Genomic DNA, 15,381 nt, shown 5'->3' with positions numbered 1-15,381 from the left:
GAGTCAGACCCGCATCTGCGGGTCATCCTCTTTCTGCGCGACTGTACGATCGGCATTTGCTGGGTGCTCGAGCGGCTGATCCACGACAGCCACCTTCTCCCCCCGCGTCTTGACCAACGAAACCACCACCCCACCCAGCAACAACCCGAACGTCACCCCCAACGAAAGCAACGCTGGCACCTTGCCCACCATGCCGTGGTAGAAGATCTTGCAGCCAATGAAGATCAGCACCAGCGCGAGCGCGTACTTGAGGTAAACGAACCGGTGCATCAGCGCCGCCAGCGCAAAATACAGGGAGCGCAAGCCGAGGATGGCGAAGATGTTCGAGGTATAGACGATGAATGGGTCCTGGGTGATAGCGAATATTGCCGGTACGCTGTCGACAGCGAATACCAGGTCGGCCAGTTCGATCAGCACCAGTGCCATGAACAGCGGGGTGGCATGGCGTAGCGCCTTGTGCTGCCCGGGCGGGGTCTGGCGCACGAAGAAGTGCGAGCCGTGGATCTGCTCGGTGACCCGCATGTGCCGGCGCACGAACTTCAGGATCGGGTTGTTGGCCAGGTCGGGATGGCTGCCTTCCTTCGACAGCGCCATCTTCACCCCGGTAAACAGCAGGAAGGCTCCGAAGACATACAGCACCCAGGCGAAATTCTGCACCAGCGCCGCGCCCACGCCGATCATGATCGCCCGCAGGAACACCACCCCGAGGATGCCCCAGAACAGCACGCGGTGCTGGTAGCGGCGGGGGATGGCGAAATAGCTGAAGATCATCGCCATGACGAACACGTTGTCCATCGACAACGACTGCTCGACCAGGAACCCGGTGTAGAACTCCAGCGCCGACTGCGCGCCCAACTGGTACCAGACCCCGGCGCCGAACAGCACGCCGACGCTGAAATAGCCCGAATACAGCAGCAGGCTCTCGCGCATTTCGATTTCCCGGTCGTGGCGGTGCAGCACGCCCAGGTCGAGTACCAGCAAACCGATGACGATGCCCATGAACAGCAGCCACAACCAGGCGCTGGTACCGAGGAACGGGGTGGTGAGGAATGTCTGCAGAGCTGTCATGAGCCCCTCCTTCAATGTCGACGTTGCATGGCAACAGTGATCCGACATGGCGGCCTGGCAGCCGTCAGAGGGGCCCGGTATCACATGGGCTTGAGCCTAGACCCGTTTGCCGGTGATGCCGAATGGGCAGCTGTTACATTTCTTTGCCAGGGCCGCCCTCAAGCGGACGGTCAGCGCGGTCGACTGTGGGAGCGGCCTTGTGTCGCGATAGGGCCGCAAGGCGGCCCCGGCAATTCTTCGGTGACAAGAAGATCCTGGGGGCGCTGCGCACCCCTTTCGCGACACAAGGCCGCTCCCACAGGGATATGTACTGCTTCAAGATCAATAAACCCACACTTCGACCCGGCGGTTCCGCAACCGCCCTTGCTCCAGTTCGTTCCCTGCCACTGGCAGTTCATCCCCCATCCCCGTCACCTCCAGCACCTCCACGCCATCGCGCGCCAGCTCGCGGCGCACCGCCTGGGCCCGCAGGCGGGAGAGCAGGGCGGCGCGGCCGGGCGTTTCCTTGGGGTCGCCAAAGCCCACCAGCACCACCTTGCGCTGCAGCTTGCCCGCTTGGTGCAGGTAGTCGGCAACCCGCTGCACATCGCGAAGGGCCTTGTTGTCGAGGCTGGCGCTGCCTTCCTGGAAGCGGAAGTTCACGCTCAACCGCTGCGCCTGCTGGGCCAGGGTGCGATAGCGCGGGGGCATGTCGGCCTGGAGGGCTACAGGTTGGGCCTTGATCTGCTGCGAAACGAAACCCTGCTGGGCGACGATCGCCTGGCCCGCCGGGCTCTGGGTGAAATCGGCCAGCGCCTTGGCCTGGGGCTTGGGGTTGGCCGGCAGGTAGAAATACAGGCGCCGCGATAGCGGGTAATCCTCGCTGGCAACCAGTGCACGCTCCGGCAGCATGGCCGACGCGTCACCCTCGGCCACCGCCAGCACCTTTGCCCCGTGCACCGCCGCCAGGCTGCTGAAGCCGATGGCCTGGCGGTCGGCGCCCACTCGCGCGGCCAGCTCGTCGCTGGACTCGAAGCGTTGGGCCTTGGACGACAGTTCGCCGTGCTGGGGTTCCAGCACCAGCGCCTTGAAGGTCTCAAAGGTGCCGGAGCGGTCGTCACGAGCATAAAGGTGGATGGCCCCGCCGGAAACGCCCAATTGCTCCCAGCGCTGGATCTGCCCGGCAAAAATCCGTGCCAGTTGCCCCGTGGTGAGCCGTGGCAGCGGGTTGTCGGGGTGAACGATGACCGCGACGCCGTCCAGGCCGATGACCTGTTCGGCGGCAGCGGCACGCAGGTCGCCCAACGCCTGCAGTTGGCTTGCTTCGTTGTCGTTGATCGGCCGCGACGCGGCGGCAAGGTCGGCCTCGCCATGGCCCAGGGCGACGAAGCCGGTGCTGGAACCATGGGCTGCGATGTCGACGCGCAAGGGTTGGCCGTGTGCATCGATAGCGGTGATGACAGTCTCGTTGGCCCGCTTGCCCGGGTGTTGTTCGATGGCGGTGGCTTGCTGTGCGCGCAGTTGCCCTTGCACAAGCGCTGGCAGCAAGGCCGCGCCAATGGTGTTGGAACCTTGCACACGCAGGTGCGCGGGCTCGGCCAGGGTCGCCAGCGGCAGCAAGGTGAGCAGCAAGACAAGCAGGCGAGGCATGCCGGAAGACCTATGGCATAGAGTTGGCCGGCAGATTACGACAGTGGCGTGATGATAATGTGACGGTGTTGCTCACATCTTGAGTCGTGCAGCGCCTGGTAGATCGAGCGCCGCCCGCGCGGCGCTTCGCGGGGCAAGCCCGCTCCCACATTTGTTGCAACGTGCCGAACCTGTCAGGCCATGGTTGCCAGCCTTGTCGCCTCGACGCGGTTCCCCGGCTGGCGCTACTGCCGTCTCGCCAGTCTCAAACACTCCACCAAGGCGGGCAACGCCTGTCTCACAGTCATGGCCACGTTGCAACAAATGTGGGAGCGGGCTTGCCCCGCGAAGCGCCGCGTGGGCGGCGCTCGATCTGCCAGGCGTCGCAGCACTCAATATGTCAATGCGCCCCGGCGGACTTGCTCAGGTCACTTTCTGCCCACTCGGTATAGATGCACGCATCCGCCACCGCCCAGCGCACCTTCACAGTATCCCCCGGCTGCATCGGCATGCCCGCCGCCGACAAAGCCTTGACCGTCAGCTCGGTACCGCCTGCGGTCACCACATGGCAGGTCTGGCTCTCGCCCAGGAACAGCACTTCGCCAACCTTGGCGCTGACCTCGTTCCACCCCGCCGGCAGCGGCTCGCGCGCGGCCTGTTCGGCGGTCAGGGCCAGGGCCTTTTCCGGGCGTACCATGATCAGCGCATCCTGCGAAGCGGCCAGGCCCGGGGTCAGGCGGATGGCCACCGGTTGGCCCTCGAAGCTGCCGGCGCCATTGCTGCTGGCCTTGATCCGCAGGAAGTTGGAGTTGCCCAGGAACGAAGCGACAAAGGCATTCGGCGGGTTCTGGTACAGGTCGTAACCGGTGCCCAGGCCAACGATCTTGCCATGGCTGAAGATGGCGATGCGCTGGGACAGGCGCATGGCTTCTTCCTGGTCGTGGGTGACGTAGACGATGGTGATGCCCAGGCGCCGGTGCAACTGGCGCAGTTCGTCCTGCAGGTCTTCGCGCAGTTTCTTGTCCAGCGCGCCGAGCGGTTCGTCCATCAGCAGGATGCGCGGTTCGTACACCAGTGCTCGGGCAATCGCCACGCGCTGCTGCTGGCCGCCGGACATCTGCGACGGCTTGCGGTGGGCAAATTTCTCCAGTTGCACCAGCTTGAGCATGGCGTCGACGCGCTTGCTGGTTTCGCTCGCGCCAAGCTTGCGAATGGCCAGCGGGAAGCTGATGTTGTCGCGCACGTTCAGGTGCGGGAACAGCGAATAGCGCTGGAACACCATGCCGATGTCGCGCTTGTGCGGCGGCACGTTGACCAGAGACTGGCCATCGACAAGGATCTCGCCGCTGCTCGGCGTTTCGAAGCCAGCCAGCATCGACAGGGTGGTGGACTTGCCCGAGCCGCTGGAGCCGAGGAAGGTCAGGAACTCGCCGTCCTGGATTTCCAGGTCGAGGTTATCCACGGCGGTGAAGTCGCCGTAGTGCTTGTTCAGGCCACGCAGGCTGACCAGGGTCTTGCCGTGCGCGTTGTCTTTGATCACTGCACTCATTGTTGTTTTCTCCGCGCTCAGGCGTTTTCGGTGCGCCGGCGCAAGGCGGCGGCAATGAACATGACAAGCAGCGACAGGCCGATCAGCAAGGTCGAGGCCACAGCGATGACCGGGCTGAGGTCCTGGCGCAGGGTGGTCCACATCTTCACCGGCAAGGTCTGCAGGTCGGGGCTGGCCATCATCACGCTCAGCACCACTTCATCCCATGAAACCAGGAAGGCGAACAGGCCGCCGGCGATCATCCCCGGGCGAATAGCCGGGAAGGTCACCTTGAAGATCGCCTGCAGGCGCGAGGCCCCGCAGATCACCGCGGCATCCTCGATCGACTGGTCGAACAGCTTCAGCGAGTTGATGATCGAGATGATGGTGAAGGGCAGGGCGACGATCACGTGGCTGGCCACGAAGGCGAACAGCGTGCCGGTGTAGCCAAGTTTGAGGAACAGCGCGTACACCGCCACGGCAATGATCACCAGCGGTACGATCATCGGCATGGTGAACAGCCCGTAAAGCAGCTCGCGGCCCGGGAAGCGGCCACGCACCAGGGCGAACGCGGTGGGCAGGCCAAGCAGCACGGCGGCGATGGTGGTCAGCACGGCCACCTTCAGGCTTGCCAGCGCGGCGTCCATCCACTCCGGGTTGGAGAAGAACTGGCCGTACCACTTGAATGTCCAGCCCGGTGGCGGGAACACCAGCCACTGCGACGAGCCGAACGACAGCAACACGATGAACACCACTGGCAGCAGCAGGAAGGCCGCGATAACCCCGGTGGTCAGGTACAGGCCCGTACGCAGCGGGCGGCCCATGGCATTGGGAGACAGGAGCATGGCGGTTTACCTCGCGTTGCCGACCGGGGATTCCGGCTGCAGCTTCAGGTACAGGTAGAAGAGCACCAGGGTGATCACCACCAGCAGTGCGGCGGCGGCACTGGCCAGGCCCCAGTTGAGGAACGACTGCACCTGTTGGATGATGAATTCGGGCAGCATCATGTTTTGCGCGCCACCCAGCAAGGCCGGGGTGACGTAGTAACCGAGCGACATCACGAACACCATCAGTGCCCCGGAGAACAGCCCCGAACGGCACAGCGGCAGGAACACCTTCCAGAAATTGGTCCACGGGCTGGCGCCGCAGATCGAGCCGGCCTGCAGCACCATCGGGTCGATGGCGTGCATGGTCGCCTGCAGCGGCAGCACGATGAAAGGGATCATGATGTAGCTCATGCCGATCACCACGCCGGTCAGGTTGTGCACCATTTCCAGCGGGGCATCGATGATGCCCATGGCCATCAACGCCTTGTTGATCACCCCCGAGCTCTGCAGCAGCACCAGCCACGAGTAGGTGCGCGCCAGCAGGCTGGTCCACATCGACAGCAGCACGATGTTCAGCAACCAGCGGCCCCAGCCCTTGGGCACCAGGGTAATTGCCCAGGCCAGCGGGAAGCCCAGCAGCACGCTGATCAGGGTGACCACGCCGGCCACCGAGAAGGTGTTGAACAGTACCCGCGCATAAGCCGAGTTGGCGAACAGCTGCTCGTAGTTGCCCAGGCCCGGCGTTGGCTCCAGCACCCCGCGCAGCAGCAGGCCGGCCAGCGGGGCAAAGAAGAACAGGCCAAGGAACAGCAGGGCCGGCAGCAAATTGCGGCTGCCTTTCCAGCGCTGGCTCAGGCTGACGCGGCGGGGGGCCGTTCCCGGGGCACCGGTGCCCGTGGGGGCACCTTGCGCGTTATGCAGGGCGTTGATGGCGACTTTCATTTGACCAACCACTCATTCCAGCGGGCTGCGATGGCCTGGCCGTTCTTGGCCCAGTAGGCGAAGTCGAGGGTGACTTGGTCCTGGGCGTAGGCGGTCGGCAGGTTCTGCGCCAGGTCTTTGTCCAGCTTGGCCACGCTGTCGACGTTCACCGGCGCGTAGGCGGTCTTGTTGGCGAACTCGGCCTGGCCTTCGGCGCTGCTGGCGTTGGCCAGGAACTTCATGGCAGCGTCCTTGTTCTTGGCACCTTTGGGGATGACCAGGAAGTCGGCCATGACCAGGTTCTGCTTCCAGCTCACGCCCACCGGTGCACCGTCTTGCTGCAAGGCATAGACGCGGCCGTTCCAGAACTGGCCGAGCGAGGCTTCACCCGAGGCCAGCAGTTGCTGCGACTGGGCTCCGCCGCCCCACCAGACGATGTCTTTCTTGATGGTGTCGAGCTTCTTGAAGGCGCGGTCCAGGTCCAGCGGGTAGAGCTTGTCGGGTGCTACGCCGTCGGCCAGCAGGGCCAGTTCCAGTACGCCCGGGCTGGGCCATTTGTACAGGGCACGCTTGCCGGGGTAGGTCTTGGTATCGAACAGTGCAGTCCAGTCCACCGGCTTGTTGGCGCCGAGTTTGCCTTCGTTGTAGCCGAGCACGAAGGAGAAGAAGAACGAGCCGACGCCATGATCGGAGACGAAGCGCGGGTCGATCTTGTCGCGCTTGATCTGGGTGAAATCGAGGGGTTCGAGCAGCCCTTCGCTGGCGGCACGCAGAGCAAAGTCGGCTTCGACGTCGACCACATCCCACTGCACGTTGCCGCTCTCGACCATGGCCTTGAGCTTGCCGTAGTCGGTAGGGCCGTCCTGGACGACCTTGATATCGGTAGCTTTGGTGAAGGGTGCGGCCCACGCTTCTTTCTGGGCGTCCTGGGTGGTACCGCCCCAGCTGACGAAGTTCAGGCTGTCGGCGGCCTGGGCGGCCTGACATGCCAGGGTCAGCAGGCTGGCGGACAGCACTGCGGTTACACGTTTGCTCAACAGCATGGTTACGCCCTCGTTGCTTTTTGTTATTCGAGGCGGGGCTTGTGGCGCGCCCGCCAATAGTGTTCGGGGAGCAGCTAAAACAAAGTGTCTTGTGGCCGTTTGTGATTGTAGATAGCGGCCTGCAGATTCAAGGTCTACGGGATATCATATTATGGTATTCCAAACTTTTCGCAAGAGGTATGAGGCTACCGGCCATCACTCCGTGCTTTCAGAAGCAGCGCGGGCCCTGTGGGAGCGGGTTCACCCGCGAATGCGATGGTGATGCCACCGGCGCATTCGCGGGTGAACCCGCTCCCACAGGGCCCGGCTAAATCAGTTGTTCATGGATTTTCAGCCGACCATTCCCGGCTCGAAGGGAATGCTCTGCACCACCTCCAGTTCATACCCCGCCAGCCCGGCATATTTCAGCGGCGGCCCCAGATGACGCAGCTTGCCCACGCCCAGGTCCTGCAAGATCTGCGCGCCGGTACCCACTTCCGAGTACACCTTCGATTGCCCACGCTGGTAAGGCCGCACCGGCTGGGTCAGCTGCGGCACGCGCTCAAGCAGCGCCTGCGAGGACTCATGGTTGGCCAGGATCACCACCACGCCGGCGCCTTCCTCGGCCACTTTCTGCAGCGCCGCCCAAAGCGTCCAGTTGGCGGGGCCGGCGTATTCGGCGCCAACCAGGTCGCGCAGCGGGTCGATCACGTGCACCCGCACCAGGGTCGGCTGCTCGCGGCGGATATTGCCCATGACCATGGCCATGTGTACGCCACCTTCGATGCGGTCTTCATAGGTGACCAGGCGGAAGGTGCCGTGCACGGTGGGCAGTTCGCGTTCGCCGATGCGCTTGATGGTCTGCTCGGTGCTCAGGCGGTAGTGGATGAGGTCGGCGATGGTGCCGATCTTGATGCCATGTCGGGCAGCGAACACCTCCAGGTCCGGGCGGCGGGCCATGGTGCCGTCGTCGTTGAGCACTTCGACGATCACCGACGCCGGAGTGAACCCGGCCAGGCGCGCCAGGTCGCAGCCGGCTTCAGTATGGCCGGCGCGGGTCAGCACTCCGCCTTCGCGGGCGCGCAGGGGGAAGATGTGGCCGGGTTGCACCAGGTCTTCAGGGCGGGCACTGGGGGCCATGGCCGCCGCCACTGTACGCGCCCGGTCGGCAGCGGAAATACCGGTGGTAACGCCCGTGGCTGCCTCGATCGAAACAGTGAAGGCGGTGCTGAACACGCTGCCGTTGGCCGGCACCATCTGCTCCAGGCCCAGGCGTTGGCAGTGTTCGTCGGTCAGGGTCAGGCAGATCAGCCCGCGCGCTTCACGGGCCATGAAGTTGATGGCCTGGGCGTCGCAACGCTCGGCGGCGATCAGCAGGTCGCCTTCGTTTTCCCGGTCCTCGTCATCCACCAGCAGGACCATCTTGCCTTGCCGGTAGTCCTCGAGAAGTTCTTCGATGGTGTTGAAAGCCATGTTGCACGCTCACTGTGGCGGGGTGATTATTATGGTATACCATCATACACAATTATCGTCGTAACAGGAGAGGAGCGCATGAAGGCCTATTGGATCGCCCATGTGGACGTGACCGACCCCGAGCAATACCAGCAGTACACCCAGCGCGCCCCGGCTGCCTTCAAGGCATTCGGCGGCCGTTTCCTGGCCCGTGGCGGGCGTAGCGAGGCAGTGGAAGGGCGGCCTACCCCTCAGCGTAGCGTGGTGATCGAGTTCGATTCGTACGAGCAGGCGCTGGCGTGTTACCGGTCCGCGTTGTACCAGGAGGCTTGCAGCCATCGTCAGGGGGTGGCGAAGGCTGAGGTGATCATCGTCGAAGGGTTCGAGCCCTGAGTTGGATTTGCCGGCCTCTTCGCGGGTAAACCCGCTCCCACAGGGACGCCACAGATTCCAAAGACTGCGGTGTCCCTGTGGGAGCTGGTTTACCCGCGAAAGGGCCGGACCTGCCTTATGGCATGCCAGGTAGTTCATGCGGCCGCAGGTCAAACACCAGCACCTCGGCATCCACCCCATTGCCCAGCTCCAGCACTTGTTCCTGCCTCACCCGCACCCCATCCCCTTCATTCAACACTTGCCCATTGAGCTCGATGCTGCCCCGGGCCACATGCACATAAGCATGGCGGTTTTCCGGCAAGGTCAGGGTGGCACGCTCGTCACCGTCGAACAGACCGGCATGCACTCGCGCGTTCTGCCGCACCTGCAATGACCCCTCGGCGCCATCCGGCGAAATGATAAGGCGCAGCTTGCCGCGCTTTTCCTCGGCACTGAAATGCTGTTGCTGGTAACGCGGCGTGGCGCCTTGTACGTTCGGCACGATCCAGATCTGCAGGAAGTGCACCGGCTGCACCTGGCTGTGGTTGAACTCGCTGTGGGCCACGCCGTGGCCAGCGCTCATCAGCTGCACATCGCCCGGGCGGATCACCGAGCCGGTGCCCAGCGTGTCCTTGTGCTCCAGCGCGCCTTCCAGCACGTAGGAGAAAATTTCCATGTCGCGGTGCGGGTGTTGACCAAAGCCTTTGCCGGGGATGACGCGGTCGTCGTTGATCACCAGCAGGTCGGAAAAACCTTGCTCGTCCGGGGTGCGGTAGTGGCCGAAGGAGAAGGTGTGGAACGATTTCAGCCAGCCATGGAAGGCCAGGCCGCGGTCTTTGGCGCTACGGACGGTAAGCATGGTGATTCTCCTTGAATGCCGGGGCCGTTAGGGCTGCCGTGCTGTCTATGGAGATAACTTTACTGTCATCAGAAACCTTAAAAAACAGTGTCTTGTTGGAAATACTGTCTCTATATAGGTGACAGTAGATCGGGTATTTGTAGGGCAATTCTGAATTCTCCGCCGCTCGGTCTCTGTCCGTTTTACCGGTGATAGCGTCGAGGCTTTCATACAGGGAGTTGCTCATGACACGTATATCGATAAATGGCTAAGGACAGGCATTCGATGGAGACCTCACCACCACGGGGGCGGTTTGCATAGCTGGCAGTACGAGTTATCGGGGGAACAGTCAGCGTGCGCTGCGCCAAGGGGATGGGACGACTGAGTGCCCGGCATGCAAAAAGCCCGGCGTAATTGTTGAAGGACAGCCTTTCTTCAAAATCGAAGGCAAACCAGCCGTGGTAGATGGGGCGCTGGTCAAGTGTGGCTGTCCAGAGGGCAATAACCGGGTCGTGGCCACGGGAGGACCTGGCTTAGCGGCAAGCCCCTCGGCGACACAGCAGGCAAGCCAAGCGGCAACATCAGGTCAAGCCGGCTCGATTTCACCCATCAAAACTTCGCTAGCAGGAAATAAGCCGCAGCCTGTGATCTGCAAAGATCCTGACATGATGGAGCAGGTGGCCAGATACATCGTCGAGGAAATGAACCGCAACATCACACACCCATCCGTGCTGAAAATGCAGAAGCTGACTAGCTTTGACGCGGTAGAGGAACATGCAAAATTTAAAAAGCTCCCTTGGTATGCCCGTCTTAGGACGGGCAGGTGGCCTTTCAGAAAGTGTTCTTCTGGATGGCGCTGGGCTTGAGCAGATTGCATCAGACTCTATTCGGAAAGTTCAAAAGTGGGCTGAACGCAAGGGCCCCCATCGTTCTGCTGATATAGAAGGGCTACGGGCCTGGGATGACATAGGTGATCGTGTTGCTATCAGCATTGGCGTCAAACTGCATGAGCTGCACCCAAATGGTGGGATTACAGCCAAGATACTCATGGCCGAAGTGTTAGCATTGCCACGCTCAAGCTGGGGAGGTGCCGTAGTTGATCACGCCTGCAAATAAACCGAAACGGTATATCTGGCGCTGGGTAGTGGTGATAATGCTTACGCCTATCATCTTTTGGTATGTTGCCACACCGCAGGTGAGTTTTCATTTTTCTGACAAAGGCCAGGGGCGTCTCGGCTACATCTTGAATGTCCAGCACGATATATCAAAAGGTGAGATCTACCCGGGTGAAGCCACAGGAGGTGCAGGGCATATCTTCCCGAACGACCAGTTTTTCATGGAGTTGTATTGGAACAACCGTGGGAGATCGCACTGCATCCGGGCCAAACCCAGATGGCCAAGTATTGATATCTACATTGGGGCGGACGGTGCCATAGATAGCCGCACTGATAGCAGATTCATCGAAGCCTGCGGGCCATTTCCGCAATAGCAGCACAAGACCCGCCTAGGCGGGTCTTGTGCTTATCGACTCACTGCAGATGCACTTTAAGTTCGGCGCTCGCCTGACGCATTGCCGCCTTGACCGCCGGCACCTGGCTCAGCGGGTTGAGCAAACCATAGTCATGAATCATCCCGTTGTACCGTACCGAGGTCACAGTCACACCGGCGGCATCAAGCTTGCGGGCATACGCCTCACCCTCATCCCGCAGCACATCGAATTCAGCGGTTTGCACCAGCGCCGGCGGCAGGCCCTTCAACTGTTCACTGCTGGCTCGCAGCGGCGACGCGTAGATCTGCGCCCGGGCATTGGCGTCAGTGGTGTAGCTGTCCCAGAACCATTTCATCATCCCGGTGGTCAGGAAGTGCCCCTCGGCAAACTGCTTGTACGACGCGGTCTCGAAGCTGGCATCGGTCACTGGCCACAGCAGCAGCTGGAAGCGCAGGGCAGGGGTGCCGGCCTCTTTGGCCTTCAGCGCCACGACTGCCGCCATGTTGCCGCCGACGCTGTTGCCGGCCACGGCCAGGCGCTTGCCGTCCACGCCGATTTCCTTGCCGTGCTCGGCCACCCAGCGTGTGGCGGCGTAGGCCTGGTTGATCGCCGTCGGGTAGTGCGCTTCCGGCGATGGGGTGTAGTCGACGTAGACCGCCACTGCGCCAGAGCCAACCACCAGGTCGCGGATCAGCCGCTGGTGGGTCGGGAAGTCGCCGAGCACCCAGCCGCCGCCGTGGAAGAACATGAACACGGGCAACTCACCCTTCACATTGGCTGGGCGTACCACTTGCAGCTTGATTGACTCGCCGTTGGCCTTGATGGTGTGTTCCTTCACCTCGATACCGGAGAGGTCGACCTTGACCGATGCCTGGGCGCCGGTCAGCACGGCGCGGGCATCTTTCGGGCTGAGCTGTTCCAGTGGTTTGCCACCGCCTTGTTCCAGGGCTTCGAGGAAGGCCTGGGTGTGCTGTTCAATGCCCGGGCTGCCAGCGGCGAAGGCGCTGGAAACGGACAGGGCCAGCAGGGAGGCGGTGAGGGCTTTGTGGACAATGTTCATGAGCGAATCCTTTTCCATGCAAGTGTTGGTAGTGGGCGTCTTGCCTGGCCTTCAGGGCCATCGCTGCGACCTGTGCGTAGATTAGGGAGATGCATCGATGGGAAAAAGCCGCTATAAAGCGTTTGACTGTCACCAAGAGCGAGACAATGAACCCGTACGAAGACATGCGCATCTTTGCCCAAGTGATGGAGGCCGGCAGTTTCACTGCTGCTGCCGACCGTCTGGGCATGTCCAAGCAATCGGTCAGCCGGCGCCTGATGCAGCTCGAAGAGCGCCTGGGTGTGCGCCTGCTCAACCGCTCCACCCGGCGCCTGGACGCCACGCCGCTGGGCCAGCACTACTACCAGTCGGCGCTGCGCCTGCTCGGCGAAGTGCAGCAGGTGGAGCACGACATCAGCGGCCAGGCTCAGGCCTTGCGTGGCACCTTGCGCCTGAGTGCGCCGCTGTCGTTCGCCATGGCGCACCTGGGCTGCCTGCTGACCGAGTTTCTGCAGGTGCACCCGCAGGTGGATGTGGAAGTGGATTTGAGCGACCGCGCCGTGGACTTGATCGGCGAGGGCTATGACCTGGCGCTACGGATTGGCGCGCTGGAGGACTCCAGCCTGATTGCGCGGCGTATCGCCAGTGTCGAGCGCGTGTACTGCGCGAGCCCGGCGTACCTGGAAGCGCGGGGCGTGCCGGCCAGGCCGGAGCAGTTGGCCGGGCATGACTGCCTGCCGTATGGGCATTCGCGGCAGGTGCAGTGGCAGTTCAGCCAGGGAGGCAAGGCTCAGGCGATCCAGGTGGTCGGGCGGATGCGGGCGAACAATGGCGAGCTGCTCAGGGATGCCGCAATTGCCGGGATGGGGGTGACCTATCTGCCAACCTTCATCGTGGGGCAGGCGCTGGCGGATGGGCGGCTGGTGACAGTGCTGGATGAGTGGCGGCCGCCGGCGCTGCAGCTGTCGGCGGTGTACCCGCAGCACCGGCAGGTGGCTCGGCCGGTGCAGGGGTTTGTGAACTTCCTGCGTGAGCGGTTGGTGCAGCTCTGACCTTCGGTACCGAGTGGGCTTCTTCGCGGGTGAACCCGCTCCCACAGGTATTCCACAATACCCAAGCCCTGTGGTGACCCGCGAAGGGGCCGGTACAGGCTATGCTTGCACCATGAGCACACCACTCCCTTTGCGCCAACCTTGCCCTCCTGGCGCCTGCGACTGTGGCCGCGAACACCTGGCCGACCACCCGCAGGCAGCCCAACGCATCCTCCTGCTGACCCGTCAGGAAGAAAAGCGCCTGCTCGAACGCCTGGAAAACCTCAAGGACCTGGAAGACCTGCAACGCCTGCAGCAGCGGATGTACGAAAATCTCGGCATCCGCCTGCACATCGCCCCCGGTTTCAACGAGGTACGCACCATGCGCGGCATCGTCATCGAACTGGATGATCAGCCCGGGCTGTGCCGCAAGACCCGGCAGTCGATCCCGGCGGCGATCCGCCGTGGGCTGGAGCGCAACCCGCAGGTAGCCTTCCGCTTGCTCGATACCCACGACCTGCTGCGTGACACCTGAATACCTGCCCGCGTCAGGCCCACTAATTTTTTCGCCCCATGCTACGTCTACTTTGAATCCATCACTCAAGGAGACAGGCAATGACTTCCGTTTTCGACCGCGACGATATCCAGTTTCAGGTAGTGGTCAACCACGAAGAGCAATACTCGATCTGGCCCGATTACAAAGCCATCCCCAACGGCTGGCGTGCCGTAGGCAAGAGCGGCCTGAAGAAGGACTGCCTGGCCTACATCGATGAGGTCTGGACCGACATGCGCCCGCTGAGCCTGCGCCAGAAAATGGCCGAAGCCGCCGCCCAGTGACTGCATTGAACCTGCTGTGCCTGCCGTATTCCGGGGCCAGCGCCATGGTCTACAGCCGCTGGCGGCGCAAGCTGCCGACATGGCTGCAGGTACGCCCGGTGGAGCTGCCCGGGCGTGGTGCGCGCATGGCCGAACCACTGCACACCGACATGCAGGCCCTGGCCCGTCAACTGGCTGCCGAACAGCGCCTGGCGGCCAGCACCCCCTACGCGCTGCTCGGCCATAGCCTGGGCGCCTTGCTGGCGTTTGAACTTGCCCATGAGCTGCAAGCGCTGGGTTGCCCGGCGCCACTGGCCCTGTTCGCCTGCGGCACCGCAGCGCCAACCCGCCGCGAGGACTACGACGGCAAGAACTGGCGCGAGCCAAAGAGCGACGCCGAGTTGATCGGCGAGTTGCGCGAGCTTCAGGGCACGCCCGAGGAAGTGCTGGCCAATGCCGAACTGATGAGCCTGACCTTGCCCACCCTGCGTGCCGACTTCCTGCTGTGCGGTACTTACGCCTACCGCCAGCGGCAGGCCTTGCAGTGCCCGCTGCACGTGTTGGGCGGCATGCAGGACCGCGCCAGTGACGAGCAGTTGCAGGCCTGGCGCAAGGAAACCCACGGGGCGTTCTCGCTGCAGATGTTCCCCGGCGGCCACTTCTTCATCCACGAGCAGGAGGACCGGGTGCTCGCTGCGCTGACCGCGTCGCTGCAACCGCTTCGGCTGTCCGCCTGATTGACGTCACCGCTTGCCTGGGGGAGGCTAGGCCTTTTCCCAGGCAAGAGGCAGACAATGCTGATCGATCCCCACAAGGCCACGCTGCTGGTCGTCGACATCCAGGAAAAACTCATCGGCGCCATGAGCGACCCTGAAGGCACCCGCGCGCGGGCCCGCTGGTTGCTGGCGGCGACGAACGAGCTGGAACTGCCGACGGTGATTTCCGAGCAGTACCCCAAGGGCCTGGGCCATACCTTGGCCGAACTGCTGGCCGCGGCGCCGACCGCCGAGGTGGTGGAGAAAAGCCATTTTTCCTGCGTGGCCGCCGAGTGCCTGCCAGCAAGTTTGATGGCGCGTGAGCAAGTGATTGTCTGTGGCATGGAAACCCATGTCTGTGTGCTGCAGACCGTGCTCGGCCTGCTGGTACTGGGCAAGCAGGTGTTCGTGGTCGAGGATGCCTGCGACAGCCGTACACCGGCGAGCAAGGCCGCAGGGCTGGCGCGCATGCGGGCCGCGGGGGCGCAGGTGGTGACCCGCGAAATGGTCTTGTTCGAACTCATGGGCAGTGCCAGCCACCCGCTGTTCCGGCACATCAGCAAGACTTACCTGGTCGGTGAACAGCCCTGAACGGCCGGTTACTGGCTGCCGGGT

General features: G+C 62.9%; 18 protein-coding genes. 9 read left to right on the top strand and 9 right to left on the bottom strand.

Features of this window, described 5'->3' with window-relative positions:
• Positions 1-3 precede the first annotated feature (3 nt).
• From R9B85_RS02625 to ribBA, 7 genes are all read right to left on the bottom strand, one after another.
• Positions 4-1,068 (bottom strand): TerC family protein, encoded by a 1,065-nt coding sequence (locus tag R9B85_RS02625; protein ID WP_423770796.1) that lies wholly within the window; start codon positions 1,066-1,068, stop codon positions 4-6.
• A 321-nt stretch (positions 1,069-1,389) separates the two neighbouring features.
• The gene (locus tag R9B85_RS02620) at positions 1,390-2,697 is read right to left on the bottom strand and encodes a substrate-binding domain-containing protein (RefSeq protein ID WP_207879602.1); all 1,308 of its coding nucleotides are present in this window, start codon (positions 2,695-2,697) and stop codon (positions 1,390-1,392) included.
• A gap of 379 nt (positions 2,698-3,076) precedes the next feature.
• Positions 3,077-4,225: an ABC transporter ATP-binding protein gene (locus tag R9B85_RS02615; protein WP_112252751.1), complete on the bottom strand. Its 1,149-nt coding sequence runs from the start codon at positions 4,223-4,225 to the stop codon at positions 3,077-3,079.
• 17 nt (positions 4,226-4,242) lie between these two features.
• The gene (locus tag R9B85_RS02610; protein ID WP_112252750.1) at positions 4,243-5,049 is read right to left on the bottom strand and encodes an ABC transporter permease; all 807 of its coding nucleotides are present in this window, start codon (positions 5,047-5,049) and stop codon (positions 4,243-4,245) included.
• Between the two features lie 6 nt (positions 5,050-5,055).
• Positions 5,056-5,973, bottom strand: a complete 918-nt coding sequence (locus R9B85_RS02605) for an ABC transporter permease (RefSeq protein WP_015270844.1) — start codon at positions 5,971-5,973, stop codon at positions 5,056-5,058.
• The gene (locus tag R9B85_RS02600; RefSeq protein WP_025339643.1) at positions 5,970-6,995 is read right to left on the bottom strand and encodes an ABC transporter substrate-binding protein; all 1,026 of its coding nucleotides are present in this window, start codon (positions 6,993-6,995) and stop codon (positions 5,970-5,972) included. The genes R9B85_RS02605 and R9B85_RS02600 overlap by 4 nt, the downstream gene beginning before the upstream one ends.
• 330 nt (positions 6,996-7,325) lie before the next feature.
• Entirely contained in the window at positions 7,326-8,447 is a 1,122-nt protein-coding gene (ribBA, locus tag R9B85_RS02595; RefSeq protein ID WP_112252749.1) for a bifunctional 3,4-dihydroxy-2-butanone-4-phosphate synthase/GTP cyclohydrolase II, read from the bottom strand.
• 78 nt (positions 8,448-8,525) lie between these two features.
• Here ribBA and R9B85_RS02590 point away from each other — a divergent pair, with 78 nt between their 5' ends.
• Positions 8,526-8,819 (top strand): DUF1330 domain-containing protein, encoded by a 294-nt coding sequence (locus R9B85_RS02590; protein WP_112252748.1) that lies wholly within the window; start codon positions 8,526-8,528, stop codon positions 8,817-8,819.
• Between the two features lie 115 nt (positions 8,820-8,934).
• On the opposite strand, the gene R9B85_RS02585 is transcribed toward R9B85_RS02590, so the two are convergent.
• Positions 8,935-9,657 (bottom strand): pirin family protein, encoded by a 723-nt coding sequence (locus R9B85_RS02585; protein ID WP_112252747.1) that lies wholly within the window; start codon positions 9,655-9,657, stop codon positions 8,935-8,937.
• 296 nt (positions 9,658-9,953) lie between these two features.
• On the opposite strand from R9B85_RS02585, the gene R9B85_RS02580 reads away from it, so the two are divergent.
• The 3 genes from R9B85_RS02580 to R9B85_RS02570 are packed head-to-tail and all read left to right on the top strand — an operon-like array spanning position 9,954 to position 11,125.
• Positions 9,954-10,502, top strand: coding sequence for a PAAR domain-containing protein (locus R9B85_RS02580; RefSeq protein ID WP_423771051.1), 549 nt, complete (start codon positions 9,954-9,956; stop codon positions 10,500-10,502).
• Positions 10,411-10,752: a polymorphic toxin type 44 domain-containing protein gene (locus R9B85_RS02575; protein ID WP_390899117.1), complete on the top strand. Its 342-nt coding sequence runs from the start codon at positions 10,411-10,413 to the stop codon at positions 10,750-10,752. Before R9B85_RS02580 ends, R9B85_RS02575 begins: the two co-directional genes overlap by 92 nt.
• The gene (locus tag R9B85_RS02570) at positions 10,733-11,125 is read left to right on the top strand and encodes a hypothetical protein (RefSeq protein WP_313855405.1); all 393 of its coding nucleotides are present in this window, start codon (positions 10,733-10,735) and stop codon (positions 11,123-11,125) included. Before R9B85_RS02575 ends, R9B85_RS02570 begins: the two co-directional genes overlap by 20 nt.
• A gap of 40 nt (positions 11,126-11,165) precedes the next feature.
• On the opposite strand, the gene R9B85_RS02565 is transcribed toward R9B85_RS02570, so the two are convergent.
• Positions 11,166-12,185 carry an alpha/beta hydrolase gene (locus R9B85_RS02565; RefSeq protein ID WP_112252746.1) on the bottom strand — a complete coding sequence of 340 codons (1,020 nt, stop codon included), beginning with the start codon at positions 12,183-12,185 and terminating at the stop codon, positions 11,166-11,168.
• Between the two features lie 146 nt (positions 12,186-12,331).
• On the opposite strand from R9B85_RS02565, the gene R9B85_RS02560 reads away from it, so the two are divergent.
• The 5 genes from R9B85_RS02560 (at position 12,332) to R9B85_RS02540 (ending at position 15,357) form a co-directional block, all read left to right on the top strand.
• The gene (locus tag R9B85_RS02560; RefSeq protein WP_112252745.1) at positions 12,332-13,216 is read left to right on the top strand and encodes a LysR family transcriptional regulator; all 885 of its coding nucleotides are present in this window, start codon (positions 12,332-12,334) and stop codon (positions 13,214-13,216) included.
• A 112-nt stretch (positions 13,217-13,328) separates the two neighbouring features.
• A complete protein-coding gene (locus R9B85_RS02555; RefSeq protein ID WP_112252744.1) occupies positions 13,329-13,730 on the top strand; it encodes a hypothetical protein in 402 nt (133 codons plus the stop codon).
• Between the two features lie 80 nt (positions 13,731-13,810).
• Positions 13,811-14,032 carry an MbtH family protein gene (locus tag R9B85_RS02550; protein ID WP_003256222.1) on the top strand — a complete coding sequence of 74 codons (222 nt, stop codon included), beginning with the start codon at positions 13,811-13,813 and terminating at the stop codon, positions 14,030-14,032.
• Complete coding sequence (locus R9B85_RS02545; RefSeq protein ID WP_112252743.1) at positions 14,029-14,748, top strand: thioesterase II family protein; 720 nt, start codon at positions 14,029-14,031, stop codon at positions 14,746-14,748. The genes R9B85_RS02550 and R9B85_RS02545 overlap by 4 nt, the downstream gene beginning before the upstream one ends.
• A gap of 57 nt (positions 14,749-14,805) precedes the next feature.
• Positions 14,806-15,357: a hydrolase gene (locus tag R9B85_RS02540; protein WP_112252742.1), complete on the top strand. Its 552-nt coding sequence runs from the start codon at positions 14,806-14,808 to the stop codon at positions 15,355-15,357.
• The last annotated feature ends 24 nt before the right edge of the window (positions 15,358-15,381 follow it).

Source organism: Pseudomonas sp. NLJ1 (genome assembly GCF_049486705.1).
In the GTDB taxonomy this organism is placed as follows: domain Bacteria; phylum Pseudomonadota; class Gammaproteobacteria; order Pseudomonadales; family Pseudomonadaceae; genus Aquipseudomonas; species Aquipseudomonas inefficax.
Note: the sequence above shows the minus strand (reverse complement) of the source record. Positions and strands in the feature narration are given on the sequence as shown.